Below are 23,988 nucleotides of genomic sequence, written 5' to 3'. Positions count from 1 at the left end.
TTACAATTTGCTCTCGGGCGGCAGGCTCTTGTCCTTCCTGCATGCGGCGAGCGGCAGGGTCCTGCCGCCAAGGATGCTCTTTACGGTCTTGCTCGCCGGGGCGGTGATGAGCTTCACGCAGGCGCAGCCATAGCCATAGTTGCCGTTGGAATTGATGTATTGGGTCGGATCGAAATCCGGCAGCTTGTCCATTCCGGCGGCCCCGGCACCTTCGGCATTGCCTTGTGTTGCGAACACCCACATTGCGTCCTTGTCGACCAGCCACCAGTTGCCGGGTGTCGGGTTGACCAGCCAGCCGCAACGGTTTTCGGCCTGCCCGGCTGCGCTTTTTTTGCCAGAAGCAGTTGACGCGGATGCACCGGCGCAGCGTTTGTAGAGCACAGACTTGCCCATGCCGAACCCTTGCGGATTGTAGAGCATCTGGTCCTTGTCATCGGCATATTCGAAGTTGTCGACGTTGCCTTCCTGCTTGTAGTGGATGGCGCCGTAACCGCGTGGGCTCTCCTTCGGTGCGAAAAACACGGCCTGTGCCTGCTGCCCTTTGTACTGCAACATGTTGGCGGTGAAAGTGACCGTGCTGGCGCTGCATTTGCCGGCCTCGGCCCACGTGCCTTGCGCGGCTACCGGAACCTTCGTGTCGGCAGCGGAAGCCGGCGCCAGCCAGGAAGAGACAATGGCCAGGCTGGCGGCGAGCAGTTTCAGGCGCATCATTTTCCTCCCCTATGCATGATTGCTAATTCTGCACGCGGGCAGCTCACGTTCAAGGCTGGAGGCGCGCGCTCAGGAAAGATGCAGGCGTTCGATGACCTGATCCGCCTCTTCGGCCGGGATGTCACCGATGTCGACGACGATACCGGTCTCGTCCGGCTGCAGCGGCTCCAGTGTGGCGAGCTGGGAATCGAGCAGGCTCGCCGGCATGAAATGCCCCTTGCGCGCCTTCATGCGTTCCATGAGCAGTTCGCGTGAGCCGGAGAGATGCGCAAAGGCCACCACTCCCTTTGCGCTTTGGCCGCGCAATATGTCGCGATAGGACCGCTTCAGCGACGAGCAGGTCACAAGCGCAGGATGCCTGGACTGGATACGCCCGTCGATCCAGCGCGCTATCGCCTCCAGCCAGGGGCGACGGTCGTTGTCGTCGAGCGGAATGCCGTGGCTCATCTTGTCGACATTGGCTTGCGGGTGCAGCTCATCACCCTCGAGCATGTCCCAGTGCAGTCGTTCCGCCACCAGGCCGGCGATCGTCGATTTTCCACAGCCTGATACACCCATGACGATGACGACGAGGGGCTTCACAGGAACGCTCCGAGGATCATGACACCGATGAGGCCGCAGACGGAAATGATGCACTCCATCATCGTCCAGGTCTTCAGCGTCTGGCCGATGTCCATGTTGAGGTAACCTTTGACCAGCCAGAAGCCGGCGTCGTTGAGGTGCGAGAGGAAGAGCGAGCCTGAGCCGATGGCCAAAACCATCAGCGCCCCCTGAGCAGGGGGCAGGCCGGCTGCGACCGGTGCGAGGATACCTGCCGCCGTTACCGTCGCCACGGTTGCGGAGCCTGTCGCGACACGCACCAGCACAGCGACGAACCATGCCAGGAACATCACCGGCAAGCCGCTGCCGGTGATGGCATTGGCAATGACTGCACCGATGCCGGTGTCGACCAGGACCTGCTTGAAGCCGCCGCCGGCGCCGACCACGAGAAGAATGCCGGCAATGGGGCCGAGTGAGCTTTCAAGGCTGTGGGCTATGGCGGCTTTGGGCATCCGGAACAGCACGGCACCGGCAAGGACGGCAATCCCCAATGCGATCAATGGCTCGCCCAGGACATGCAGGGCGGATGGCAGCAAAGCCTTGGAACCGGGCGCAACGATTTCAGATATCGCGCGGGCGAGCATGAGCACCACTGGAAGCAGGATCGCGGCGACCGCGGTGGCGAAACTCGGCTGCGAGGCGGCGTCGAACCGTGTCCCCTCTGCCTGTCCGAACAATTGCGGTGTCGGCACATTGACCCAGCGATCGGCGATGGTGGCGAAGATCGGTCCGCTGATGATGACGGTCGGAATGGCGATGAGCACGCCGAGGCCGAGTGTCAGGCCGAGGTTGGCGCCAAGCGTGCTGACGGCAACGAGCGGTCCGGGGTGCGGCGGTACGAGGCCGTGCATGGCGGAAAGTCCGGCGAGTGTCGGGATGGCGATCTTGACGATGGACTGACCGGATCGCTGGCTGACCAGCAGGATCACCGGCATGAGGAGCACGAGACCGATTTCGAAGAACATCGGCAGGCCGATGATGGCGCCGACCAGTCCCATCGTCCATGGCAGCATTTCCGGCCTGGACCGACCCACCAGCGTGTCGACGATGCGGTCGGCGCCGCCGGAGTCAGCCAGCAGTTTGCCGAACATCGCGCCCAGTCCCATCAGGAGGCCGACACCGGCCATGGTCGTGCCGAACCCCTTGGTGAAGGAGGCGACGGAGGCGGCTGCGCCAAGATTAGCGGCAAGACCCACGCCGAGCGCACCGATGGACAGGGACAGGAAAGGATGGAGCTTCAGCCAACTTATGAGGAGGACGATGGCAGCAATGCCGGCCAGTGCGGCAATGATCAGTTGGGCATCGCCAGCGGTGGCTGCGTGTTCCATGCAGTGTCCTCCATGCCCCCGCTTGCATTAGTTCGCAGGATTTCGGGCGAGGTCAACGCAGGACAGGCAAGTTTCCCCCAGAAGCGTTTCCGTTCTCACGGAACGCGGAAACACTCTAACTCTTTGTTTTTACGCAATTCCGGGCGGAAAACAGGCTGCGCCCTTTCCTTCGAATTGATCGAGGTGAGGAAATACGCGTCACCAGTCGAATAGCAGTGGTGGTCAGCTCGAACTGCTCTTCGGCTTCAGCCCATCCAGGAAAAGCTGCTCCAGGAAGCGCGCGGCATCCTCGAAGCGGCCATCGCCGCCGAGGTCCGGTCCAAGCACTGCGCGCACCTGAACGTCGAAGTCGGCGTAGTGCTGCGTGGTGGCCCAGATCGAGAAGATGAGGTGCCAGGGGTCGGTGCGCACGATCTTGCCGGCGCGCATCCAGCCTTTGATGATGGCGACCTTCTCCTCGACGAGGCTTTTCAACTCGCCTTCCAGCAACGGCATGATGCGCGGTGCCCCTTGCAGGATCTCGTTGGCAAACAGCCGGCTCTCGCGCGGATAGTCTCGCGCCATCTCCAGCTTGCGACGGATGTAGCTGCGCAGCTCCGTCAGCGGGTCTCCGACATCATCGAGTTCGCGCAACGGTCCCAGCCAGGTATCGAGCAGGCGCTGGATCAGCGTTTCGTGGATTTCTTCCTTGCGGCGGAAATAGTAGAGCAGATTGGGCTTCGACATGCCGGCTGCTTCGGCGATCTGGTCGATCGTCGCGCCGCGGAAGCCGTGCATGGAGAACACTTCGAGTGCCGCCTCGAGGATGAGCTCACGCTTTTCCTGTTGGATACGAGTACGGCGTGGGGCAGGGGCGTTCATGACCGGATCAGCCCTTTGCAAGACAAGGTTTTAAGGGGGAACTGGACCAATTGTCTGGACCAGTTTTTGCTGGGCTGTGGAGCGCGCTTCGAATGCGGCATTTCCGCTAGTAATCCCTTGACCGTCACCATGGCGGTGCTAACGTTTGTCCATCCGGTCAAAAATTTGCGTAGCATGAAAACGCGCCGAAGACCAAGCGTTGGCCGCACCGAAACGAACCAGTGAAAGGAAAGCTTGGTCATGTCCAATCGGCTCAAGGTAACGCCGAACGATCTCAGCGCATTCTGGATGCCGTTTACGGCGAACCGGCAGTTCAAGCAGGCGCCCCGCATGTTGGTCAGCGCCAAGGACATGCACTATACCGCTTCTGACGGCCGCAAGATCCTCGACGGCACTGCAGGTCTCTGGTGTGTCAATGCGGGCCACTGCCGTCCGAAGATCACCGAGGCGATCCAGAGCCAGGCTGCGGAGCTAGACTATGCTCCGGCATTCCAGATGGGTCATCCGATCGTGTTCGAACTGGCGAACCGACTGGTCGACATCGCGCCCAAGGGCATGGATCATGTCTTCTTCACCAATTCGGGTTCGGAATCGGTCGACACCGCGCTCAAGATGGCGATCGCCTATCATCGCGCCAAGGGCAATGGCTCGCGCTTCCGCCTGATCGGCCGTGAGCGCGGCTACCATGGCGTCAATTTCGGTGGCATCTCAGTCGGTGGCATCGTCACCAACCGCAAGATGTTCGGCACGCTGCTGACCGGCGTCGATCATATGCCGCATACCCACCTGCCGGAAAAGAACGCCTTCACCAAGGGCGTGCCGGAGCATGGCGCGGAGCTCGCCGACGAGCTGGAGCGCATCGTCACTCTGCATGATGCCTCGACCATCGCCGCTGTCATCGTCGAGCCGGTCGCCGGTTCCACCGGCGTCATCCTGCCGCCGAAGGGTTATCTGCAGCGCCTGCGCGAGATCTGCACCAAGCACGGCATCCTGCTGATTTTCGACGAAGTCATCACCGGCTTTGGCCGCCTCGGCGCGCCGTTCGCCGCCGACTATTTCGGCGTGACACCGGACATCATCACCACCGCCAAGGGCGTGTCCAACGGCGTTGTTCCAATGGGCGCGGTGTTCGTGACCAAGGAAATCCATGACACGTTCATGAATGGCCCGGACCACATGATCGAGTTCTTCCACGGCTACACCTATTCGGGCAATCCGATCGCCTGCGCCGCGGCGCTTGGAACGCTGGATACCTACAAGGAAGAGGGGCTGCTGACCCGCGGTGAAGAACTTGCGCCTTATTGGGAAGATGCTTTGCATTCGCTCAAGGGCGAGCCGAATGTCATCGATATCCGCAACATCGGCCTGATTGGCGCCATCGAACTCGCGCCGATTGCAGGCCAGCCGACCAAACGTGCGTTCTCGGCCTTCGTGAAGGCCTTCGAACGCGGTGCGCTCATCCGCACCACCGGCGACATCATCGCGCTGTCGCCACCGCTCATCATCACCAAGGGCCAGATCAACGAACTGATCGACCACGTGCGCGAGGTTTTGAGAGCCGTCGACTAAGGCGAGAGCCAAACGTTGCGGCCGGCGTCGGGAACCGCCGGCCGCAACGTCGAAAGACAATGAGAGGACTAGAATGGCCGTACCCGGCGAGAATCTGCGCATCAATCCCGATCGTCTGTGGGACAGTCTCATGGAGATGGCCAAGATTGGCCCGGGCATCGCCGGCGGCAACAATCGCCAGACCCTGACAGACGCGGATGGGGAAGGGCGGCACCTCTTCAAGCGCTGGTGCGATGCTGCTGGCCTCGAGACCGGCATCGACAAGATGGGCACCATGTTCGCGCGTCGCGAAGGCACCGACCCGGATGCACTGCCGGTTTATGTCGGCTCCCATCTCGATACGCAGCCGACAGGCGGTAAATATGACGGTGTGCTCGGCGTGCTTGCTGGGCTGGAAGTCGTCCGCACGCTCAACGACCTCGGCATCAAGACCAAACATCCGGTCGTCGTCACCAACTGGACGAATGAGGAAGGCGCGCGCTTTGCGCCGGCGATGCTCGCGTCCGGCGTCTTCGCCGGCGTGCATACGCTAGACTACGCCTATTCGCGCAAGGATTCCGACGGCAAGAGTTTCGGCGATGAGCTGAAGCGCGTCGGCTGGCTGGGCGATGAAGAGGTCGGCGCGCGCAAGATGTATGCCTATTTCGAATACCACATCGAGCAGGGCCCGATCCTCGAAGCGGAGAACAAGCAGATCGGCGTCGTCACGCACGGGCAGGGCCTGTGGTGGCTCGAATTCACGCTGACCGGCAAGGAGGCGCATACGGGGTCGACCCCAATGAACCTGCGCGTCAATGCCGGGCTCGCCATGGCCCGCATCTTCGAGATGGTGCAGAAGGTGGCGATGGAAAACCAGCCGGGCGCCGTCGGCGGCGTTGGCCAGGTCAAGTTCTCGCCCAATTCGCGCAACGTGTTGCCGGGCACCGTCGTTTTCACCGTCGACATCCGTTCGCCGGAGCAAGCGAAGCTCGACCGGATGCGTGCAGCGGTCGAGACCGAAGCAGCGAGGATCGCCAAGGAGCTGGGCGTCGGCTGTTCCGTCGAGGCAGTCGGCCATTTCGATCCAGTCACCTTCGATCCGACGCTGGTTGCCCGCGTGCGGGCTGCAGCCGAGAAGCTCGGCTATTCGCACATGAACATCATCTCCGGTGCGGGGCATGACGCCTGCTGGACAGCGAGGGTCGCGCCTTCCACGATGGTGATGTGTCCATGCGTCGACGGGCTTTCGCACAACGAGGCTGAAGACATTTCAAAGGAATGGGCCGCTGCTGGCTGCGACGTGCTGTTCCATGCTGTGGCCGAAACTGCGGAGATCGTCGAATAAGGCCAATTGGAGGACAAGCCATCGATCTCCTGCCAAAATCGATGCACTTATTCTGCAAAGTCGCCTGATCTGAATCACATACCGAACGCAGCTCACAAGAAGCGCGAACGAAACGAGGGAACTGAATATGACCAGAGTGATCAGGAACGGCACCGTCGTCACGGCCGACCGGACGTGGAAGGCCGATGTGCTGATCCAGCACGGCAAGATCGTTGCAATCGGCCAGAACCTGCATGGCGACCATGAGTTCGATGCCACCGGCTGCTACGTCATGCCGGGTGGCATCGACCCGCATACCCATCTCGAAATGCCTTTCATGGGCACCTATTCGGCCGACGATTTCGAAAGCGGCACGCGCGCAGCGCTGTCGGGGGGCACGACCATGGTGGTCGATTTCTGCCTGCCGGCGCCGCAGCAGTCGCTGCTCGAAGCGCTGCAGATGTGGGACAACAAGACCTCCAAGGCTGCCTGTGATTTCTCCTTCCACATGGCCGTCACCTGGTGGGGCGAGCAGGTTTTCAACGAGATGAAGACGGTCGTCGACAAGGGCATCACCTCGTTCAAGCACTTCATGGCCTACAAAGGCGCGTTGATGGTGGACGACGACGAAATGTATGCGTCGTTCCAGCGCTGCGCCGAACTGGGGGCATTGCCGCTGGTGCATGCCGAGAATGGCGATGTGGTTGCCGCGCTTTCGCAGAAGCTGCTGGCCGCCGGCAACAACGGGCCAGAGGCGCATGCCTATTCACGCCCCCCGGAAGTCGAGGGCGAGGCCACCAACCGCGCCATCATGATCGCCGACATGGCCGGCGTGCCGCTTTATGTCGTGCACACTTCCTGCGAGCAGGCGCATGAGGCGATCCGGCGCGCACGCCAGAAAGGCATGCGTGTTTACGGCGAGCCGCTGATCCAGCATCTCGTGCTCGACGAGACCGAATATTTCAACAAGGATTGGGACCATGCGGCGCGGCGCGTGATGAGCCCGCCCTTCCGCAACAAGCTGCATCAGGATTCGCTTTGGGCTGGCCTGCAGGCGGGATCGCTTCAGGTGGTCGCCACCGACCACTGTTCGTTCACCAGCCAGCAGAAACGTTTCGGCGTTGGTGATTTTACCAAGATCCCGAATGGAACCGGCGGCCTGGAAGACCGCATGCCGGTGCTGTGGACCGCCGGCGTGAACACCGGCCGGCTGACCATGAACGAGTTTGTGGCGGTGACATCGACCAACATCGCCAAGATCCTCAATATGTATCCAAGGAAGGGCGCCATCGTCGAAGGCGCCGATGCCGACATCGTGGTGTGGGATCCGAAGCGCAAGAAGACGATCTCGTCGAAGAGCCAGCAGTCGGTGATCGACTACAATGTGTTCGAAGGCTACGAAGTGACCGGCCTACCGCGCTTTGTCTTCTCGCGCGGCGAGCTCACCATCCAGGAAGCCGAGGTGAAGACCAAGGCCGGCCATGGTGCGTTCGTGGCGCGCGAACCCAACGGGGCGGTCAACCGGGCACTGTCGACCTGGAAGGAAATCACCTCGCCGCGCAAGGTGGAGCGCACCGGCATTCCGGCGACGGGGGTGTGAGCTTGCGGCGGCTTTTTCTTGTCGCCGCAGCCGTGATTGTAGCGGCGCCGGCTCTCGCGGCCGGCATTGATCTTGCGAATCCCTATGGCAACAAATCGGGTTGCATCAATAGGAATGGGCAACAGGTCTATGCCGAGGATATGCTGCTGGTTACCAAGACCGACCTGGTGACGGCAGCCAGCGCCTGCACCATCAAGGAGACCAAGGCGAACAGCGATGGCTCCCTGCTTCTGAAGGCCGAATGCGAGGCCGAAGGCGAAGAGGGCAAGGCGCCGGCGGATTTCGTTCTCAAACCAAGCCCGAAAAACAAAAAGAAGCTCGTCGTGACCGATGATAGCGGCTTCGTCATGGGGGAAGTGTCACAGTGCAAATGACTGCCGTAAAGCCAGCCGTCGTCGCGGCAAGCAAACTCGGCCTTACCTTCCAGACCAATGATGGACCGGTCCAGGCGCTTTCCAATGTCGATCTCACTATCGGAAAGGGCGAATTCGTCTCCTTCATCGGGCCTTCGGGTTGCGGCAAGACGACCTTCCTGCGCGTCATCGCCGATCTGGAAAAACCGACCTCCGGCTCGATCACCGTCAACGGCATGACCCCTGAACAGGCCCGCGAGAAGCGGGCCTATGGTTATGTGTTCCAGGCGGCGGCGCTGTTTCCGTGGCGAACGATTGAGCGCAACGTCGCCTTGCCTCTGGAAATCATCGGCCTGCCCAGGGCTGAACAGGCTCAACGCATCAAACGCACGATGGAACTGGTCAACCTGGTCGGCTTCGAGAAGAAGTATCCCTGGCAATTGTCCGGTGGCATGCAGCAGCGCGCCTCGATCGCCCGTGCACTCGCCTTCGACGCCGATCTTCTCCTGATGGACGAGCCGTTCGGCGCGTTGGACGAGATCGTGCGCGATCATCTCAACGAGCAATTGCTGCAATTGTGGGCGGCCACCAACAAGACGATCTGTTTCGTCACACACTCCATTCCGGAAGCCGTCTATCTCTCGACCCGCATCGTGGTGATGTCGCCGCGCCCTGGCCGTGTCACCGATGTCATCGAGTCAACGCTGCCTCGCGAGCGCCCGCTGGATATCCGCGAGACGCCGGAATTCCTGGCGATTGCGGCGCGGGTTCGCGACGGCTTGCGCGCCGGTCATTCCTACGAGGATTGATCGGGCATGGACTCGTTTCGCTCAAAGATCATCCCGGTCACCACGATCCTCCTGATCATCGTCGCCATCTGGTATGTCGGCGCGGTCTGGATGAACGCACCGTTCCAGCGCGACATGGACAGCCGCAACAATGTTACGCCGGGCACGATGGAGTTCATCGGCAAGACACTGTCGCAGCCCAAGCCCACCCTGCCGGCACCGCACCAGGTCGCAACGAACTTCTTCGAGAACACCTTTGCGCGGAAGATCACCAGCAACCGAAGCCTAGTCTATCACGCCTGGGTGACGCTCTCCTCGACGCTGCTGGGGTTCGCCTTCGGTACGGTGCTGGGCATCGTTATCGCCGTCGGCATCGTGCATGTGACGACGCTCGACCGCAGCCTGATGCCGTGGATCATTGCCTCGCAGACCATTCCGATCCTGGCGATCGCACCGATGGTGATCGTGGTCCTGGCTGCCGTCGGCATCACCGGCCTGATCCCGAAGGCATTGATCTCGACCTATCTTTCGTTCTTCCCCGTTGCCGTAGGCATGGTAAAGGGGTTGCGTTCACCCGAGTTGATGCATCTCGACCTCATGCACACCTACAATGCCAGCCGTTCGCAGACTTTCTGGAAGCTGCGCGTGCCAGCATCGGTGCCGTTCCTGTTCGCCTCGATGAAGGTTGCGGTGGCGGCAAGTCTTGTCGGTGCCATCGTCGGCGAATTGCCGACGGGTGCGGTCGCCGGCATCGGTGCCAAGCTGCTCGCCGGCGCCTATTACAGCCAGACCATCGACATCTGGTCGGCGCTGGTTGCAGGCTCGGTGGTTGCGGCACTTCTGGTCGCACTGGTGGGGCTGGCCGGACGGCTTGTCGATCGCGCCATGGGCGGGAGGCCGGCATGATGAGCTTGAGGCCATCCTGGCAGGCTGTGCTTGCAATCGTGCTGTGCCTCGTGGCTGCGTTCTGGGGTGCCATGAGCGTGCCGGAGGCGGGGGCCTTGGCGCAACCGACAGCGACGATCGACTATCCTTATATGGGCATCAAGGGCTTGATGTATGGCATCGCCATCGTGGCGGCCTTGTTGTCCATGCTTGCGCTTGCCCCCGCGCTGGAGGCGCTGATCCTGTTCGTTGGGTCGACCGTGGCCGCATTGATGCTGGTGCGCGGCATTGCCGGATTCGAAGGCACGGCGCTGGCGCCGTATTTTCTGCTGCTGGCCGCCACGTGGCTGCTTGGCTGGCGCTGTGTGGCGGTGCTGTCATCGATCAGATCGTCGCAGCGCTGGTTGTCGACCGCGTTGAGACTGGCCGTTCCGGCACTGTTCGGCATCTGGATACTCGTCCTGTGGGAAGCCATCACGCGCGGTGCCGGCATCCCGTTCATCCTGCTGCCGCCGCCGAGTTCTGTCGGTGTGCGCATCGTCAATTCGTTGCCGGTGCTGTGGGCTGATGTGAACCAGACTATCTTCCACTCGGTGTTAATCGGTTATGTGCTGGGCTGCGCCAGCGGCTTCATCGCGGCGATCCTCGCCGACCGCTTCGTTTTCCTGCGGCGCGGGCTGATCCCGATCGGCAACATGGTCTCGGCTCTGCCGATCATCGGCGTGGCGCCGATCATGGTGATGTGGTTCGGTTTCGACTGGCACTCGAAGGCGGCCGTCGTCGTCATCATGACCTTCTTTCCAATGCTGGTGAACACGGTGGCGGGGCTTGCGGCTTCGGGGCACATGGAGCGTGACCTGATGCGCACCTATGCCTCGAATTACTGGCAGACGCTGGCGAAGCTCAGGCTTCCCGCGGCCGCGCCATTCATCTTCAATGCGCTGAAGATCAATTCCACGCTGGCGCTGATCGGTGCCATCGTCGCCGAATTCTTCGGCACGCCCGTGGTTGGCATGGGCTTCAGAATATCGACCGAGGTCGGCAGAATGAATGTCGACATGGTCTGGGCCGAAATCGCAGTTGCAGCGCTCGCGGGTTCGGTTTTCTATGGCGTGGTCGCGCTCATCGAACGAGCAGCCACGTTCTGGCATCCGTCTGTCCGGGGAGGTTAGGCGGAGAAGAATAAGAAGGGTTTGGGTTCAACTTCAGAGGGTAAGAATATGAAAAGAACGATTGTTTCGATGCTGGCGGCCGGCATGTCGCTGATCGCTTTCCAAGCGATGGCCGAAGACAAGGTGACGCTGCAGCTCAAGTGGGTCACGCAGGCACAGTTCGCGGGCTACTATGTCGCCAAGGACAAGGGCTTCTACAAGGAAGAAGGGCTCGACGTCGAAATCAAGCCGGGCGGTCCGGATATTGCGCCGGAACAGGTGATCGCCGGCGGTGGCGCCGACGTCATCGTCGACTGGATGGGTGGTGCGCTGGCTGCCCGAGAGAAAGGCGTCGGGCTGGTCAATATCGCGCAGCCCTTCAAGAAAGCCGGCATGGAACTGGTCTGCCCGAAAAACGGACCGATCAAGACCGAAGCCGATTTCAAAGGACGCACGCTGGGTGTCTGGTTCTTCGGTAACGAATATCCGTTCTATGCCTGGATGAACAAGATCGGCCTGAAGACCGAAGGCGGCCCGGACGGCGTGACGGTGCTGAAGCAGAGCTTCGACGTGCAGCCGCTGATCCAGAAGCAGGCCGACTGCATCTCGGTGATGACCTACAACGAATACGGCCAGGTGCTCGACGCCGGTTACAAGCCGGAAGATCTCGTCGTTTTCAACTACACGGCGATGGGCAACGACCTGCTTGAAGACGGGCTCTATGCGCTTGAGGACAAGCTGAAGGACGCAGCCTTCGAGGACAAGATGGTGCGCTTCGTGCGGGCTTCGATGAAGGGCTGGAAATACGCCACGGAGAACACCGACGAAGCAGCCGATATCGTCGTGGAAAATGGCGGTCAGGACGAAAACCACCAGAAGTTCATGATGAAGGAAGTGGCGAAGCTGATCGACAATGCCGATGGCAAGCTGATCCCGGAAGCCTATGAGCGCACCGCCAAGGCGCTGCTCGACCAGAAGATCATCACCAAGCAGCCGGAAGGCGCCTACACGACCTCGATCACCGACAAGGCGATCAAGTAACGGGTTGTATCCTCAGAAGCCGGAAAGGGGCGGGAAACCGCCCCTTTTTGTTTTCCGGCCAGCTGAGCCGAGGCGCACGGAGCCGTGACAGGTGGCTTAGCGCTGTTCGCGGATGTCGGTCAGCGTCCGGGCCGGGGTGATCGCCTCGGGGTCGAGCTTCACCTCGATGATGGACGGCTTGCCGCTGGCGCGTGCGCGTTCGAAGGCGGGAGCGAATTCATCGGTTTTCACCACCGTCTCGCCGTGGCCGCCATAGGCGCGGGCGAGCGCTGCGAAATCCGGATTCCTGAGATCGGTGCCTTCGACGCGGCCGGGATACTCGCGCTCCTGGTGCATGCGGATGGTGCCGTAGATGCCGTTGTTCACCACAACTGTGATGATCGGCAGGTCGTACTGCACGGCGGTGGCGAATTCCTGTCCGTGCATCATGAAGCAGCCGTCACCGGCGAAACACACGACTTCACGTTCGGGGAACACGCTCTTGGCCGAGACCGCCGCCGGCAGGCCATAGCCCATCGAGCCGGAGGTCGGGGCAGCCTGCGTGCCGTAACGACGGAAGCGGTGGAAGCGGTGCACCCAGGTGGCGTAGTTGCCGGCGCCGTTGGTCAGGATGGCGTCCTCGGGCAGCACGCTTTCCAGATAATCCATGATCGGACCCATATGCACGGCGCCGGGGCCGGTCTTCGGGGTTGTTGACCAGGCGCGGTAGTTGCCGTGCAGCCCGGTGGTCTCTGCCGCCCAGGCAGGTTCAGCCTTGGGCCGGCGCTTGGCGAAAGCTTCGACGAAAGCCGCCGGCGACGCGTTGATGGCCAGTGTCGGGCGATAGACGCGGCCGAGTTCGTTGGCGTCGGCGTGCACGTGCACCAGCGTCTGGTCCGGGTAAGGGCTCTTCAGGATGGTGTAGTCGGAGGAAGGCATCTCGCCCATGCGGCCGCCGAGCAGCAGGACGAGATCGGCCTGCTTGATGGCATCCGCCAGCTTGGGATTGATGCCGATGCCGACGTCGCCGGCATAGTTCGGATGCTGGTGATCGAACAGCATCTGGCGACGGAAGGAGCAACCGACCGGGAGAGCCCAGGTCTCGGCAATGGACTGCATCCGGGCAACCGCTTCGGCATTCCAGCGCGTGCCGCCGAGGATGACGAAAGGCCGCTTGGCTGCATTGAGCAAGGCTTCCAGCCGGTCGAGTTCGGCGTCGCCCGGGCGTGTTTCCACCTGCGTTGCCGCAAGCGCCTGCGGAGCCTCCACCTCGCTGACCAGCATGTCTTCGGGCAGCGAGATGACGACCGGACCGGGCCGGCCCGAGGTGGCGACCGCAAAGGCGCGGGTGACTAACTCGGGGATGCGTTCGGCGCGGTCGATTTCGACCACCCATTTGGCGATGTCCCCGAAGAAGCGCTTGTAGTTCACCTCCTGGAAGGCTTCGCGTTCGCGGGCGTGGCCGGCGATCTGGCCGATGAACAGGATCATCGGGATGGAATCCTGCATGGCGATGTGCACGCCTGCCGATGCGTTGGTGGCGCCGGGGCCGCGTGTCACGAAGCAGATGCCGGGCTTGCCGGTGAGCCTGCCCTGGCAGTCCGCCATCATCGCGGCGCCGCCTTCCTGGCGGCAGACGACGGTGCGGATAGGAGAATCGTAGAGTGCGTCGAGCACGGCGAGATAGCTCTCGCCCGGAACGCAGAAAATGCGGTCGACGCCGTTGGCTTCCAGCGCTTCGACGATCAGCTTACCACCGGTCTTCATGGGTACCGTCACTCCAGTTCGGCAAGGATTTCAGCGGTGTGTTCGCCAAGGCGCGGCGAGGGGCGGTCATAGACGAGCGGGGTGAGCGGCATCACCATCGGCGCACGCACGGAGGGCAGCGTGTTGCCGTGGCCGTCGTCGAGGTCCAGCCGCATGCCGCGGGCGATCGCCTGCGGATCGTCGAACATCTGGCCGATGTCGTTGATCGGGCTTGCCGGAACGCCGGTGGCTTCCAGTTTGGCCAGGAGGTCGTCGCGGGTGAACTTGGCAAGTGCGGCGAGCATGTGTTCCCGCAGCCTGACGCGGTTGGCGACGCGTGCGGCATTGGTCGCGAAATCGGGATCGCCAGGCAGGCCGTCCAGCCCGGCCACGGCACAGAACTTCGCGAACTGGCTGTCATTGCCGACGGCCAGGATGAAGTGCCCGTCGGAGACTGGCAGCACCTCATAGGGCGCGATGTTGGGATGGGCGTTGCCCATGCGCTGGGGTGGTGTGCCGGACACCAGGAAATTGAGGTTCTGGTTGGCGAGCACGGAGATCTGGGAATCGAACAGCGCCATGTCGACATGCTGGCCTTCGCCGGTCGCTTCGGCGTGGCGCAACGCCGCCTGGATGGCGATGACCGAATACAGCCCGGTGAAGATGTCGGTGACGGCCACGCCGACCTTCTGCGGCTCACCGTCGGGAGCGCCGGTGATCGACATCAGGCCGGACATGCCCTGGACGATGAAGTCGTATCCGGCCCGTGGCGCGTATGGTCCCGATTGCCCGAAACCGGTGATGGAGCAGTAGACCAGCCTGGGGTTGATCGCCTTCAGGCTTTGATAGTCGAGGCCATATTTCTTCAGGCCTCCCAGCTTGAAGTTCTCGATCAGGACGTCGGCCTTGGCGACGAGCTTGCGCACGGTCTCCGCGCCTTCTGGCGTGGAGAAGTCCACGGCGATGGAACGCTTGCCGCGGTTGCAGGCGTGATAGTAGGCGGCAGAGAGGTTCTCGCCATCCTTGCCCTTCACGAAGGGTGGCCCCCACTTGCGGGTGTCGTCGCCCTCGGGGCTCTCCACCTTGATGACATCGGCACCGAGATCGGCCAGCATCTGTCCCGCCCACGGGCCGGCGAGGATGCGAGCGAGTTCGATGACACGCACGCCGTTCAGGGGAGGATTGGCCATGAAACACCGGAATTCTGTTTGGTTGGGCAGGGTCTAGCAACCCGGGGCGGTCCTGTCACGGTTCTTGAGATGGACCAGTGCGGCATGTGCGCAGTTCAGCGCGAGGCGGTGACCTTGTCTGCCCAGCCGACGAAATCTTGCATGATGATGTTTCGATTCACCTCGTTCAGGCTTTCGTGCCGGGTTTCGGCGTAAACCTTTGAAACGAGATTCGAAAAGCCCATCCGGCGCATGCGGCTTGCGAGGTGTTCCACGGCCTTGCCACCGCTGGTGGCTGGGTCCTTTTCACCACCAGCGAGATTGATTGGCAGATCCTTTGCTATACTCACGAAGCGGCTGTCGTCGGCGCCGTTGAAGATGAAGCCGAACAGGTCACGCCACAGCGATACCGAGGCATCCCAGCCGCAGAGCGGATCGGCGATGTATTTGTCGACCTCGGCCGGATCGCGTGAGAGCCAGTCGAACAGGGTGCGATGTCCGGGTACGGCCTTGCCCCAGGCCTGGAAAGTGAGCCGAGGCAGCAAGCGCGAAGGCACATCCGAGCCCAGCCGGAACCGCTCCCAGGCGAGGATAGCGAGGGCGGCGCGGCCGCTGATGCCGGCGGTGAAATTGGCGTTCCAGACCGCCGCGCCGCGGATGCGTGCCGAGTGCTGCTGCACGAAGTTCAGCGCGACCAGCCCGCCCATCGAATGGCCGAACGCGATGACCGGAACACCCGCATGCTCCGCTGCGATGAGATCATGGACGGCAAGCACGTCGGCAACCACCTTGTCGCCGCCATCCGGATTGCCGAACTTGCCGAGCGGGGCATCCGGGGCGGTCGTGTAGCCATGACCGCGATGGTCGTGCGCGAAGGTGTGATAGCCGCGCGCGGCCAGGAAGTCGGCGAAAGCGGCATAGCGGGCGGCATGCTCGGCGAGGCCGTGGCTGATTTGGACAGCACCGCGCGCCTTGCCTTCGGCCTTGCGCGTATAGAGGTTGAGCGATGCGCCGGTGGGTGAGGCGAGCGTGCGCTGGTCACTGAACGGCATTGTCTTTTCCTCCCCGTGGCGTGGTTGAATCCACGCTCATGAAGTCATCGGCCTTTTGTTTGCGCCCGCAGCCGGTTAGCGTCAATCGGCCATCATGATGCCGCTGGGGAAAGAGCGGCGACCAGCGCATCGCAATTCTGACATGTCGCTCAGGCAGATGCGCAGGACTTAACAAGAGGGATTCGTGCATGCGGAACTGGCTTGGTCTTGGAGTGATGCTCGCCGCTGTCATGACGGCGGGCGCAGGGCAGGCGGAAACGAAGCTCAGCGGCACTTTCGTGGCCGATGCAGCCTGTCCGGCAACGCAGGCGATCAAGACCAGCAAGAACCCCGGCAATGTCGCCACCGAGGCGGGGCAAAGCTATCAGCTCGTTGCCGGCAACAAGGATGAGCCGACGCACTACATGATCCGCGTGCCGGGTGCCGATCCCGAGCAGCGTTGGATCAAGGTGAGTTGCGGCCATATTGCGGGCACGGCGACCGCGCCGTCTGCTCCTGTGCCGGCCGGGCAGGATGCGCCGCAGAAAAAAGCCGGCGCCGGCAAGCCGGAATATGTCTTCGCGCTGTCCTGGCAGCCAGCCTTCTGCGAGACCAAATCGCAAAAGACGGAATGCCGGGCCATGACCGACTCAAGCTTCGCGGCGACGAACTTCACCCTGCATGGCCTGTGGCCGCAGCCGAACGATAATTTCTACTGTCGGGTGAGTGCAGCCGACCGCGCCAACGACAAGGGCAACTGGCGCAAGCTGCCGGCCGTCAAGCTTGACGGGGCCACGCGCGCCGAGCTCGACAAGGTGATGCCAGGGACGGCTTCGCAGCTTGACCGCCATGAATGGATCAAGCACGGCACCTGCTACGGCAAGGATCAGCAGGCTTATTTCGCCGACGCATTGGCGCTGATGCGGCAGGTCAATGCCTCGCCGGTGCGGGAACTGTTCGAAAACAACATTGGCGGCGAGCTGACGGCGAGCCAGATCCGTGCCGCCTTCGACAGCGCCTTCGGCAAGGGAACCGGCGATCGCGTGCGCGTGTCGTGCTCCGACGATCGCGGTCGGCGCATGATCGGCGAACTGACGCTCGGCCTTGCCGGACCGATCGGGCCGAACAGCTCATTGAAGGATCTGATGCTGGCCTCGGCTCCGACCGACAATGCCGGCTGCCCTCGTGGTGAAGTGGATCGCGTAGGTTTGCAGTAGCCAGCGCTGCCCCGCTGCAGAAGGCAGGTCGAAAGCACGCTGTCGCTTCAGGCCACCATCGGCAGCAGGCGATGGACCTCGTTTAGCAGATCCGGAATAGCCCGTTCGTCCTTCGACAGATGTTTCAGCAGGTATTTCTGGAACAGTCCGTCGAAGACGGCATAGAGCGCGGCGGGCGAAACAGCAGGTTCCTTGCCGCCAAGCGCGGCATAACGCGAGGCAACCCGCCAGACCATGTCCTCGAGGCTCTGGTCGATTTCGGTGACGTCTTCGCGAAAGACGTCCTCGAACAATGCCTGTGCGCGCAAATCGTACCAAAGCCGGTGCAGGCCGGCTTCCTCTCGCAGTGTTTCGGCGAGCTTTTGCAGGAACCCTTCGAGCAGCGCTTCCCGGGTTGGCGCCAGCGCGGTGACCTGATCGTAGCGGGTAACGCATTTCGCCTTGTAGTGGCGCACGCAGAAACTGATCAGATCGACCTTGTCGGTGAAGTAGTAGTGCAGCACGCCATGGGTGAAGTCGGACTTCTGCGCGATCTCACGCAGGCTGGTGCGCGCGTAGCCCAGTTCGGCGAGGGTCTCCAGTGCGGCTTCCGCCAGCTCCATCCGTCTCGCCGTGAATTTGTCGATGCGCAGCCGTTCGGCACCTCTTGGGAGGCGCGCCGTTTCCATCACCTGGCCAGCCATGGCTGCTTTCCTAGCTCCGAGCGCTGAAAAAATACCAGCGGGCATCGCTGAAATAAGTTTGCCTCTGCGTCAATAGTCTTTGCCGATATCTGAGGCCACAACATGCCGGGAGACGAACAAAAGCTGCTCCGGCTCTGCCGGACAACCTTCGAAACCATTTGCCAAACCGAAGCGAGTTGCTAAAGAAGAATTCCGGCTCACGTCCAAAAGGAACTGATCATGCCGGATTTCTCCACTCTCATCCTGTTTGCGGGCGCAGCGTTGGTGCTGACTGCGACGCCTGGCCCTGACATGCTGCTGATAGCCTCCCGAAGTGTCAGCCAGGGGCGCTCGGCAGGCTTTCTCACCTATGCCGGGATTGCCGCCGGTACCTATTGCCATGCGCTGGCGGCGGGCCTTGGGCTTTCGCAGCTGTTCGTGGCCGTGCCCGTTGCCTACGAAATCGTGCGCTGGGCTGGCTGCGCCTATCTTCTGTATCTGGCCTACAAGACGCTGCGCAGCGGTAGCTCAAGCTTTACGCCTTCCACTGCGCTCCGGAAAATCTCCAGCAGGCGGATTTTCACGGAAGGGCTGCTTACCAATCTGCTCAATCCGAAGGTTGCATTGTTTGTGCTGGCACTGTTTCCGCAATTCGTGAACTCGGCTCACGGTTCGCTGCTTTTGCAAATGGTGGTGCTGGCCACGGTTCTGAACGGTATCGGCTTCTTCGTGAATGGCGCCGTGGTGATGCTGGGGAGCAGAATTCAGCGCTCGCTTTCCGGCTTCCGCAGATTTCCGAGGCTTCCCCAATATCTCCTGGCGACGGTCTTTGCCGGGTTGGCGGCCCGGCTGGCGCTGGGAACGCGGAATTAACAGGCGTCTTCAACCTGCGGCGAACCTTGGAGGAGCGCGCCAGATCTGCGCGTCTTGACCAGATGATGAAGGCCAGACGCAAAGCTGGCCTTCATCGAAACGCATCAAAACATGACCGGAGCGATCTGTCGGAAACAGGGCTGCTGGTTCGTCCTTGGGACGAACCAAGAGAAACCGCCGCGAGAGGAGCTCCCATGATCCCAATCATAACGGCGTTCGCCATGTCACCTGATGAGGGGCAGGGGCACGCACGCGACATGCGTTTGCGCTGGGCCTTCGAAGAAGTGGCGCAGCCTTATGACGTTCGCCTTGTTTCGTTCGAGCAGATGAAGCAGCCCGCACATCTGGCACTCCAGCCTTTCGGGCAGATCCCAACCTATGAAGAGGGCAATCTCGCCCTGTTCGAGAGTGGGTCCATCATCCTTCATCTTGCACAGCGCCGCCCCGGCCTGTTGCCGAACGAGCCCAATGCCCGGGCCCGGGCGATCACATGGATGTTTGCGGCACTCAACACGATGGAGCCGCCGATCGTCGAACTCGAACAAGCACCCTATGTGATCGGTGAAAGGCCGTGGCGCGCGGAGTTCCTGCCCATGCTCGAAGATCGCGTCAGGATCCGGCTGAACGAGCTGTCGCGGTGGCTCGGCGATGCCGACTGGCTCGATGGCGCCTTCAGCGCCGGTGACCTGATGATGGTGACGGTGCTGCGCCGGCTGGACGGAACGGGCCTGGTGGAAGAGTACCCGAACCTTGCCGCCTATGTCGCGCGGGCCGAAGCGCGGCCAGCCTACAAGCGTGCGTTCGATGCTCAGCTGGCGGTTTTCGTCGCTGCATCGAACAACTGATACGGGTCGGTCCTGGATGTTGACACATCCAGGACGCCTCAATCGCCGGCGCGCCCCTCCGGGTCGCAGAGAAAAACAACGAGGTGGAGCGGTCGCGCGCTCCAACGGGCATTCGGAATGACCGCTGGTATTACTCGCCCGTCGCCACTTCAAATCCTTCGTGAACCCATCCGGCAAGCCCGCCACTCATGATCTTGACCGGCCTGTCGAGATCAGCGAGACGAAGCGCGCCGCGGGCAGCGCCGTTGCAGTGCGGGCCGGAACAGTAAGTGACGAAAACGGTGTCTTCGCTCCATTGCTGCAGCTTCGAGGCGATGATCTTGCGGTGTGGCAGGTTGATCGCTCCGGGCACATGGCCCTTGGCGTAGAGGGCAGGGCTGCGGACATCGAGCACCACGAAATCGGCGCCCTGAGACAAAGCTTCATTGACGTCCCAGCAGTCGGTCTCGAACTCGAATTCGCTGGCAAAGTGTTCGCGAGCGCGGTCGCTGGCGGCGGGTCTGGTTGCGGTCACTGCGGTGGGCATGGCGATCTCCTGTTGTGATGGCCTGTTATCCCGCGCCGCGAGGATGTCTTGCAATTGGCGCAAACGCCAATATACGTAAAGATCATGCCAGACGTTTCGAACGGTACCTCCGGCCCTCTCGTCGTTGCGCTGCTCTATGACGGCCTTTGCACCTTCGAGTTCGGGATTGTCGCCGAGATATTCGGCCTTGCGCGCGTGGAGATGGGCGTCGGCTGGTACAGGTTTGCCAGTTGTCCGATCGATGACGGTCCGCTACGGGCGCATGGTGGCCTGACACTGGTGGCAGACGGCACGCCGGACCTGATCGATCAGGCCGACATCATCGTGGTGCCGGGCTGGAAAGGGGCCGATGCTCCGGTCCCCGAGCAGCTTTGCCAACGACTTCGCAAGGCACATGCGCGCGGCGCGCGGCTGGCCTCGATCTGTTCGGGCGCTTTCGTACTGGCAGCGACGGGCCTCCTGGATGGCGGCACGGCAACCACCCATTGGCGCTATGCCGATGAGCTCCGTCGTCGCTATCCGAAAATCCAGGTCGACGACACGTCGCTCTATCGCGACCATGATCGCCTGTTCACGTCCGCCGGCAGCGCAGCCGGCATCGATCTCATGATCGAGATCGTGCGGCGGGATTTCGGTGCGGCCGCGGCCAACTCGGTTGCGCGAAGGCTGGTCATGCCGGCGCACCGCGCCGGTGGACAGGCGCAATTCCTGGAGCGTCCGGTACCACAGCGCAAAAGCTCGGAGATCGCTCCGCTTCTCGACAGGCTGCGCGCCAACCTGCAACTGCGCTGGACGGTCGACGAGATGGCGGCCGAATGTTCGATGAGCCTGAGAACCTTCCTGCGCCGTTTTACGGAAGCGACCGGAAGTTCACCCGGCGAGTGGCTCACGGAGGAGCGCGTCGCCTGGGCAAAGCAATTGCTCTGTCAGCACCGCCTGAACATGGATGACATTGCTGAAACAGTCGGCTTCGGCAGCGCTCACACGTTGCGGCATCATTTTCGCCGGCAGATGGGCATCAGTCCGACCGAATATCGCGCACGTTTCATCGCCGAGCCGGCTTGAAGCCTGAAGAGAACCGTTGGCCGGCGGTGGTGTCAGGTTGCGTGGATCCGGTCGAACATCCGCACCAGGTCGGCGAGCGTTCGTGTCCCCATTTTCCGCATCAGGTGGCCGCGACGCACCTTGACGGTGATTTCGCTGACTTTCAGCTCGGCTGCGACCTGTTTGTTGAGCAACCCCTGGACGACCAGGCTGGCGACATCTCGTTCCCCCGGAGACAGGGTTTTCCAGCGCTGGTGCAATTCGGCCTCGGTTACATCCTTGAGACGCCTGACCTTGTCGATCTCGATGCCGCGCTGGATGGCATCGAGCAGATCCTGGTCACGGAACGGCTTGGTCAGGAATTCGATTGCACCATCCTTCATGGCCTTGACGCCCATGGCGATATCGCCATGGCCGGTGATCATGATCGTCGGCAAGTGCAGGCCCAGGCCAGTCATGTGGGCAAGAAAATCCATGCCGCTCTGGCCAGGCATGCGGACGTCGAGCACAAGGCAGCTCGGCGCTTCAGCCAGGTCCGTCTCGAGGAATTCCTGCACGGAACCGAAAGACCGGGCGCGCAGAGAGACGGAGGCAAGCAGATCCTCAAGCGCGACACGAACCGAGCGATCGTCATCGACAATATAGACGATCGGCTCCTCGTCATCGTGCCTCGATGGGTGCCCGTTCATAGCTTCACATCCCCCGAGACCGGCAGGCTGAATGAGAAAACAGTGCCGCCGCCTTCATTCTGCCCGGCCCAGATGCGGCCGCCATTGGCCTCGATGATCGAGCGGCTGATGGTCAATCCGAGGCCGATGCCGTCCTTCTTGGTCGTCCAGAAGGCGTCGAAAAGATGCTCGGTTTCCCCGGCACGGAGACCAATGCCTGTATCGGCCACCGAAAAACGAACCCTGTCATGGCCATCGGTTTCCGTGGTGATTTCCATTTCCCTGACCTTGCCCGGCGAGACGGCGATCGCCTCGACCGCGTTGAGGACCAGATTTCCGATGACTTGCCCGATCTGGACGCGATCGGCCATGGCGTCCGGCAGGTTTTCCGGAAGATAGAGCCTGAGCGCGATATCGTGGCGATCAATCTGGTCATGCGCCAGTGCAACAATCTCGCCGACAAGCCCATTGAGGTCAAAGGGCGCCTTCTCAGACGCCTTGTTGCTCGCCAGGCCACGAACGCGCGTGATGACTGCGCTGGCGCGGTTCGCCTCGTCGACGATCCTGTCCACGGTGCTGCGGGCATTCTCGACGTTGGGCGGTTCCTGCGCCAGCCAACGCTTGCAGGCACCTGCACTGGTGACGACCGCGGCCAGTGGCTGGTTGACCTCATGGGCGATCGAGGCGGTCAATTCCCCGAGGCTGGTGACACGCGCCATGCGCAGCAGCCGTTCCCGGCTTTCATGGGCGGCAGCTTCGGCATTCACCAGTTTGAGCGACAGATAGGTGGTCACCCCGATGGCCACGATGCTGATGGCGGTGTTGATGACGCCGACCTCATAGGCGCCGGAATGCGTGAGGGCGACGCTCAACATCGTCAGTGCGATGCAGATGCAGGCCAGCACGACGACGCTGCGCGCCGGCAGCACGCGCGTCGCAAAAAGGATGACCGCAGTGTAGAAAACCGCAGCCGCGATCGCATAGTCGGTCACCGTGTCGGCGACGAAGATGACCGCGATCGCCACCAGAAGCATGGCTGCGACGAGCAACTGATTGCGCCGCATCGGAATTCCCTGCGCGTTTTTCATCGCCGCGATAGTCCGCCAAAACCCGCATTATGCAAGCCATGTCGGGGAAGGGGCAGGGAGCGGGGCAACCGGCTCAATCCTTGGTGCTGCCGTCCCAGCTTGCATTGGTGACGCCCGCCTGTTTGGCCAGATAGGCTGTCACCTCTTCGATCTCATGCGGGTTAACGGCTGTCGAGACGAGGGTGGCGACGATCTCGACCGTGTCGTCGCCTCGCTCGACGATCTCGACGTCGCTGACCGGATAATTGGCCTGTTCAAGGCGTTCCACCAGGAGGTCGCGCATCTCCGGCATCGCATCGCGGCTGGAGAGAATGCTGACCTCGTAGGTCGCTTCCGTGGCACGGTCGTCGATCGGGATGCGGTTGATCATGTTGACCAGCGGCCTCAGCAGCGTGTTGCCGGCAAGCACGAAAACGGTGAGCAATGCCGCTTCGGCGATCATGTCGGTGCCGGCACAGGCGCCGACGGCTGCCGAGCACCACAACGTCGCGGCTGTGTTCAAACCGCGTACATTCATGCCTTCCTTCATGATCACGCCGGCACCGAGGAAGCCGATGCCGGAGACCACATAGGAAATGACACGCACAGCCTCCGTCGTGCCGGCTATCCGCTGGGCCAGGTCAACGAAAGCGGCGGCACCGACGGCGACGAGAACATTGGTGCGCAGCCCCGCCGTTCGCTGGCGGTACTGGCGCTCGGCGCCAATCAGCGTGCCGAGCACGAAAGCCGCAGCCAGCGCGACGACAGTGTCCAGGAACGGATAGAGTTGAAATGTCTGCAGGAATTTCATGACGCTGTCTCAATTGTCCTAGAGCGTTTCCGTTTTTCACGGAAACGCTGAAACGCTCTAAGTTTTTGTTTTCGTCGCATTTTTGTAACGCCAAGTGATTCCACTTGGCTACAAAATGCTCTAGCGCCAATACAGGCTGCTCTTTGCACACGGATGACGG

The 23,988-nt window shown here is 61.9% G+C and carries 24 protein-coding genes; 12 read left to right on the top strand and 12 right to left on the bottom strand.

Going from position 1 to position 23,988, the window contains the following annotated elements; genetic code table 11:
• The 4 genes from AC3WTO_RS15950 to AC3WTO_RS15935 form a co-directional block, all read right to left on the bottom strand.
• Entirely contained in the window at nt 1-711 is a 711-nt protein-coding gene (locus tag AC3WTO_RS15950) for a DUF4087 domain-containing protein (protein ID WP_492461718.1), read from the bottom strand.
• A gap of 69 nt (nt 712-780) precedes the next feature.
• The gene (locus AC3WTO_RS15945) at nt 781-1,293 is read right to left on the bottom strand and encodes a gluconokinase (RefSeq protein WP_492461717.1); all 513 of its coding nucleotides are present in this window, start codon (nt 1,291-1,293) and stop codon (nt 781-783) included.
• Complete coding sequence (locus tag AC3WTO_RS15940; RefSeq protein WP_492461716.1) at nt 1,290-2,639, bottom strand: GntP family permease; 1,350 nt, start codon at nt 2,637-2,639, stop codon at nt 1,290-1,292. Before AC3WTO_RS15940 ends, AC3WTO_RS15945 begins: the two co-directional genes overlap by 4 nt.
• A 222-nt stretch (nt 2,640-2,861) precedes the next feature.
• Nucleotides 2,862-3,500, bottom strand: coding sequence for a TetR family transcriptional regulator C-terminal domain-containing protein (locus AC3WTO_RS15935; RefSeq protein WP_492461715.1), 639 nt, complete (start codon nt 3,498-3,500; stop codon nt 2,862-2,864).
• A gap of 240 nt (nt 3,501-3,740) precedes the next feature.
• Between AC3WTO_RS15935 and aptA the strand changes: the two genes are divergently transcribed.
• The 8 genes from aptA to AC3WTO_RS15895 all read left to right on the top strand — a co-directional run bounded on the left by aptA (nt 3,741) and on the right by AC3WTO_RS15895 (nt 12,190).
• Complete coding sequence (gene aptA / locus AC3WTO_RS15930) at nt 3,741-5,069, top strand: omega-aminotransferase AptA (RefSeq protein ID WP_492461714.1); 1,329 nt, start codon at nt 3,741-3,743, stop codon at nt 5,067-5,069.
• A gap of 73 nt (nt 5,070-5,142) precedes the next feature.
• Nucleotides 5,143-6,393 (top strand): Zn-dependent hydrolase, encoded by a 1,251-nt coding sequence (locus tag AC3WTO_RS15925; RefSeq protein ID WP_492461713.1) that lies wholly within the window; start codon nt 5,143-5,145, stop codon nt 6,391-6,393.
• A 127-nt stretch (nt 6,394-6,520) separates the two neighbouring features.
• Nucleotides 6,521-7,972 (top strand): dihydropyrimidinase, encoded by a 1,452-nt coding sequence (gene hydA / locus AC3WTO_RS15920; protein ID WP_492461712.1) that lies wholly within the window; start codon nt 6,521-6,523, stop codon nt 7,970-7,972.
• A complete protein-coding gene (locus AC3WTO_RS15915) occupies nt 7,969-8,346 on the top strand; it encodes a hypothetical protein (RefSeq protein ID WP_492461711.1) in 378 nt (125 codons plus the stop codon). Before hydA ends, AC3WTO_RS15915 begins: the two co-directional genes overlap by 4 nt.
• Nucleotides 8,343-9,134 carry an ABC transporter ATP-binding protein gene (locus AC3WTO_RS15910; RefSeq protein ID WP_492461710.1) on the top strand — a complete coding sequence of 264 codons (792 nt, stop codon included), beginning with the start codon at nt 8,343-8,345 and terminating at the stop codon, nt 9,132-9,134. The genes AC3WTO_RS15915 and AC3WTO_RS15910 overlap by 4 nt, the downstream gene beginning before the upstream one ends.
• Before the next feature lie 6 nt (nt 9,135-9,140).
• The gene (locus tag AC3WTO_RS15905) at nt 9,141-10,019 is read left to right on the top strand and encodes an ABC transporter permease (protein ID WP_492461709.1); all 879 of its coding nucleotides are present in this window, start codon (nt 9,141-9,143) and stop codon (nt 10,017-10,019) included.
• A complete protein-coding gene (locus AC3WTO_RS15900; RefSeq protein WP_492461708.1) occupies nt 10,016-11,170 on the top strand; it encodes an ABC transporter permease in 1,155 nt (384 codons plus the stop codon). Before AC3WTO_RS15905 ends, AC3WTO_RS15900 begins: the two co-directional genes overlap by 4 nt.
• Nucleotides 11,171-11,218: 48 nt before the next feature.
• Complete coding sequence (locus tag AC3WTO_RS15895; protein ID WP_326895971.1) at nt 11,219-12,190, top strand: ABC transporter substrate-binding protein; 972 nt, start codon at nt 11,219-11,221, stop codon at nt 12,188-12,190.
• A gap of 96 nt (nt 12,191-12,286) precedes the next feature.
• On the opposite strand, the gene AC3WTO_RS15890 is transcribed toward AC3WTO_RS15895, so the two are convergent.
• The 3 genes from AC3WTO_RS15890 to AC3WTO_RS15880 form a co-directional block, all read right to left on the bottom strand.
• Nucleotides 12,287-13,936 carry a thiamine pyrophosphate-binding protein gene (locus AC3WTO_RS15890; RefSeq protein ID WP_492461707.1) on the bottom strand — a complete coding sequence of 550 codons (1,650 nt, stop codon included), beginning with the start codon at nt 13,934-13,936 and terminating at the stop codon, nt 12,287-12,289.
• Nucleotides 13,937-13,944: 8 nt separating this feature from the next.
• Nucleotides 13,945-15,105 carry a CaiB/BaiF CoA transferase family protein gene (locus tag AC3WTO_RS15885; protein WP_492461706.1) on the bottom strand — a complete coding sequence of 387 codons (1,161 nt, stop codon included), beginning with the start codon at nt 15,103-15,105 and terminating at the stop codon, nt 13,945-13,947.
• 95 nt (nt 15,106-15,200) lie between these two features.
• On the bottom strand, nt 15,201-16,136 hold the full coding sequence (locus AC3WTO_RS15880; protein WP_492461705.1) for an alpha/beta fold hydrolase: 936 nt from the start codon (nt 16,134-16,136) through the stop codon (nt 15,201-15,203).
• Nucleotides 16,137-16,324: 188 nt separating this feature from the next.
• On the opposite strand from AC3WTO_RS15880, the gene AC3WTO_RS15875 reads away from it, so the two are divergent.
• Complete coding sequence (locus AC3WTO_RS15875) at nt 16,325-17,332, top strand: ribonuclease T2 family protein (protein ID WP_492461704.1); 1,008 nt, start codon at nt 16,325-16,327, stop codon at nt 17,330-17,332.
• A 47-nt stretch (nt 17,333-17,379) separates the two neighbouring features.
• Here AC3WTO_RS15875 and AC3WTO_RS15870 read toward each other — a convergent pair whose 3' ends face one another.
• On the bottom strand, nt 17,380-18,015 hold the full coding sequence (locus AC3WTO_RS15870) for a TetR/AcrR family transcriptional regulator (RefSeq protein WP_492461703.1): 636 nt from the start codon (nt 18,013-18,015) through the stop codon (nt 17,380-17,382).
• Nucleotides 18,016-18,234: 219 nt separating this feature from the next.
• Between AC3WTO_RS15870 and AC3WTO_RS15865 the strand changes: the two genes are divergently transcribed.
• Together AC3WTO_RS15865 and AC3WTO_RS15860 are read left to right on the top strand one after the other, a co-directional pair.
• Nucleotides 18,235-18,867 (top strand): LysE family translocator, encoded by a 633-nt coding sequence (locus tag AC3WTO_RS15865; RefSeq protein ID WP_492461702.1) that lies wholly within the window; start codon nt 18,235-18,237, stop codon nt 18,865-18,867.
• A gap of 194 nt (nt 18,868-19,061) precedes the next feature.
• Nucleotides 19,062-19,712, top strand: a complete 651-nt coding sequence (locus AC3WTO_RS15860; protein ID WP_492461701.1) for a glutathione S-transferase family protein — start codon at nt 19,062-19,064, stop codon at nt 19,710-19,712.
• A 130-nt stretch (nt 19,713-19,842) separates the two neighbouring features.
• Here the strand turns inward: AC3WTO_RS15860 and AC3WTO_RS15855 are convergent, their stop codons facing one another.
• Nucleotides 19,843-20,238 carry a rhodanese-like domain-containing protein gene (locus AC3WTO_RS15855; RefSeq protein WP_492461700.1) on the bottom strand — a complete coding sequence of 132 codons (396 nt, stop codon included), beginning with the start codon at nt 20,236-20,238 and terminating at the stop codon, nt 19,843-19,845.
• Nucleotides 20,239-20,322: 84 nt separating this feature from the next.
• On the opposite strand from AC3WTO_RS15855, the gene ftrA reads away from it, so the two are divergent.
• Complete coding sequence (ftrA, locus tag AC3WTO_RS15850) at nt 20,323-21,303, top strand: transcriptional regulator FtrA (protein ID WP_492461699.1); 981 nt, start codon at nt 20,323-20,325, stop codon at nt 21,301-21,303.
• A gap of 32 nt (nt 21,304-21,335) precedes the next feature.
• Here ftrA and AC3WTO_RS15845 read toward each other — a convergent pair whose 3' ends face one another.
• The 3 genes from AC3WTO_RS15845 to AC3WTO_RS15835 all read right to left on the bottom strand — a co-directional run bounded on the left by AC3WTO_RS15845 (nt 21,336) and on the right by AC3WTO_RS15835 (nt 23,828).
• Entirely contained in the window at nt 21,336-21,971 is a 636-nt protein-coding gene (locus AC3WTO_RS15845) for a response regulator transcription factor (RefSeq protein WP_492461698.1), read from the bottom strand.
• Nucleotides 21,968-23,014, bottom strand: a complete 1,047-nt coding sequence (locus AC3WTO_RS15840; RefSeq protein ID WP_492461697.1) for a sensor histidine kinase — start codon at nt 23,012-23,014, stop codon at nt 21,968-21,970. The genes AC3WTO_RS15845 and AC3WTO_RS15840 overlap by 4 nt, the downstream gene beginning before the upstream one ends.
• A gap of 97 nt (nt 23,015-23,111) precedes the next feature.
• Nucleotides 23,112-23,828 (bottom strand): MgtC/SapB family protein, encoded by a 717-nt coding sequence (locus AC3WTO_RS15835; protein WP_492461696.1) that lies wholly within the window; start codon nt 23,826-23,828, stop codon nt 23,112-23,114.
• Nucleotides 23,829-23,988: the final 160 nt, after the last annotated feature.

The sequence above is a fragment of the Mesorhizobium sp. EU05-FHT14A09 genome (assembly GCF_058790995.1).
Note: the sequence above shows the minus strand (reverse complement) of the source record. Positions and strands in the feature narration are given on the sequence as shown.

Bases quoted from the DNA above. Each gene is read 5' to 3' on its own strand.
- ftrA (WP_492461699.1), top strand. From the start codon at position 20,323: ATGCCAGACGTTTCGAACGGTACCTCCGGCCCTCTCGTCGTTGCGCTG.
- AC3WTO_RS15855 (WP_492461700.1), bottom strand. From the start codon at position 20,238: ATGCCCACCGCAGTGACCGCAACCAGACCCGCCGCCAGCGACCGCGCT.
- AC3WTO_RS15860 (WP_492461701.1), top strand. From the start codon at position 19,062: ATGATCCCAATCATAACGGCGTTCGCCATGTCACCTGATGAGGGGCAG.
- AC3WTO_RS15905 (WP_492461709.1), top strand. From the start codon at position 9,141: ATGGACTCGTTTCGCTCAAAGATCATCCCGGTCACCACGATCCTCCTG.
- AC3WTO_RS15895 (WP_326895971.1), top strand. From the start codon at position 11,219: ATGAAAAGAACGATTGTTTCGATGCTGGCGGCCGGCATGTCGCTGATC.
- AC3WTO_RS15910 (WP_492461710.1), top strand. From the start codon at position 8,343: ATGACTGCCGTAAAGCCAGCCGTCGTCGCGGCAAGCAAACTCGGCCTT.
- AC3WTO_RS15875 (WP_492461704.1), top strand. From the start codon at position 16,325: ATGCGGAACTGGCTTGGTCTTGGAGTGATGCTCGCCGCTGTCATGACG.
- AC3WTO_RS15935 (WP_492461715.1), bottom strand. From the start codon at position 3,500: ATGAACGCCCCTGCCCCACGCCGTACTCGTATCCAACAGGAAAAGCGT.
- AC3WTO_RS15900 (WP_492461708.1), top strand. From the start codon at position 10,016: ATGATGAGCTTGAGGCCATCCTGGCAGGCTGTGCTTGCAATCGTGCTG.
- AC3WTO_RS15845 (WP_492461698.1), bottom strand. From the start codon at position 21,971: ATGAACGGGCACCCATCGAGGCACGATGACGAGGAGCCGATCGTCTAT.
- aptA (WP_492461714.1), top strand. From the start codon at position 3,741: ATGTCCAATCGGCTCAAGGTAACGCCGAACGATCTCAGCGCATTCTGG.
- AC3WTO_RS15840 (WP_492461697.1), bottom strand. From the start codon at position 23,014: ATGCGGCGCAATCAGTTGCTCGTCGCAGCCATGCTTCTGGTGGCGATC.
- AC3WTO_RS15865 (WP_492461702.1), top strand. From the start codon at position 18,235: ATGCCGGATTTCTCCACTCTCATCCTGTTTGCGGGCGCAGCGTTGGTG.
- AC3WTO_RS15950 (WP_492461718.1), bottom strand. From the start codon at position 711: ATGATGCGCCTGAAACTGCTCGCCGCCAGCCTGGCCATTGTCTCTTCC.
- AC3WTO_RS15940 (WP_492461716.1), bottom strand. From the start codon at position 2,639: ATGGAACACGCAGCCACCGCTGGCGATGCCCAACTGATCATTGCCGCA.
- AC3WTO_RS15885 (WP_492461706.1), bottom strand. From the start codon at position 15,105: ATGGCCAATCCTCCCCTGAACGGCGTGCGTGTCATCGAACTCGCTCGC.
- AC3WTO_RS15890 (WP_492461707.1), bottom strand. From the start codon at position 13,936: ATGAAGACCGGTGGTAAGCTGATCGTCGAAGCGCTGGAAGCCAACGGC.
- AC3WTO_RS15870 (WP_492461703.1), bottom strand. From the start codon at position 18,015: ATGGCTGGCCAGGTGATGGAAACGGCGCGCCTCCCAAGAGGTGCCGAA.
- AC3WTO_RS15835 (WP_492461696.1), bottom strand. From the start codon at position 23,828: ATGAAATTCCTGCAGACATTTCAACTCTATCCGTTCCTGGACACTGTC.
- AC3WTO_RS15880 (WP_492461705.1), bottom strand. From the start codon at position 16,136: ATGCCGTTCAGTGACCAGCGCACGCTCGCCTCACCCACCGGCGCATCG.
- AC3WTO_RS15925 (WP_492461713.1), top strand. From the start codon at position 5,143: ATGGCCGTACCCGGCGAGAATCTGCGCATCAATCCCGATCGTCTGTGG.
- hydA (WP_492461712.1), top strand. From the start codon at position 6,521: ATGACCAGAGTGATCAGGAACGGCACCGTCGTCACGGCCGACCGGACG.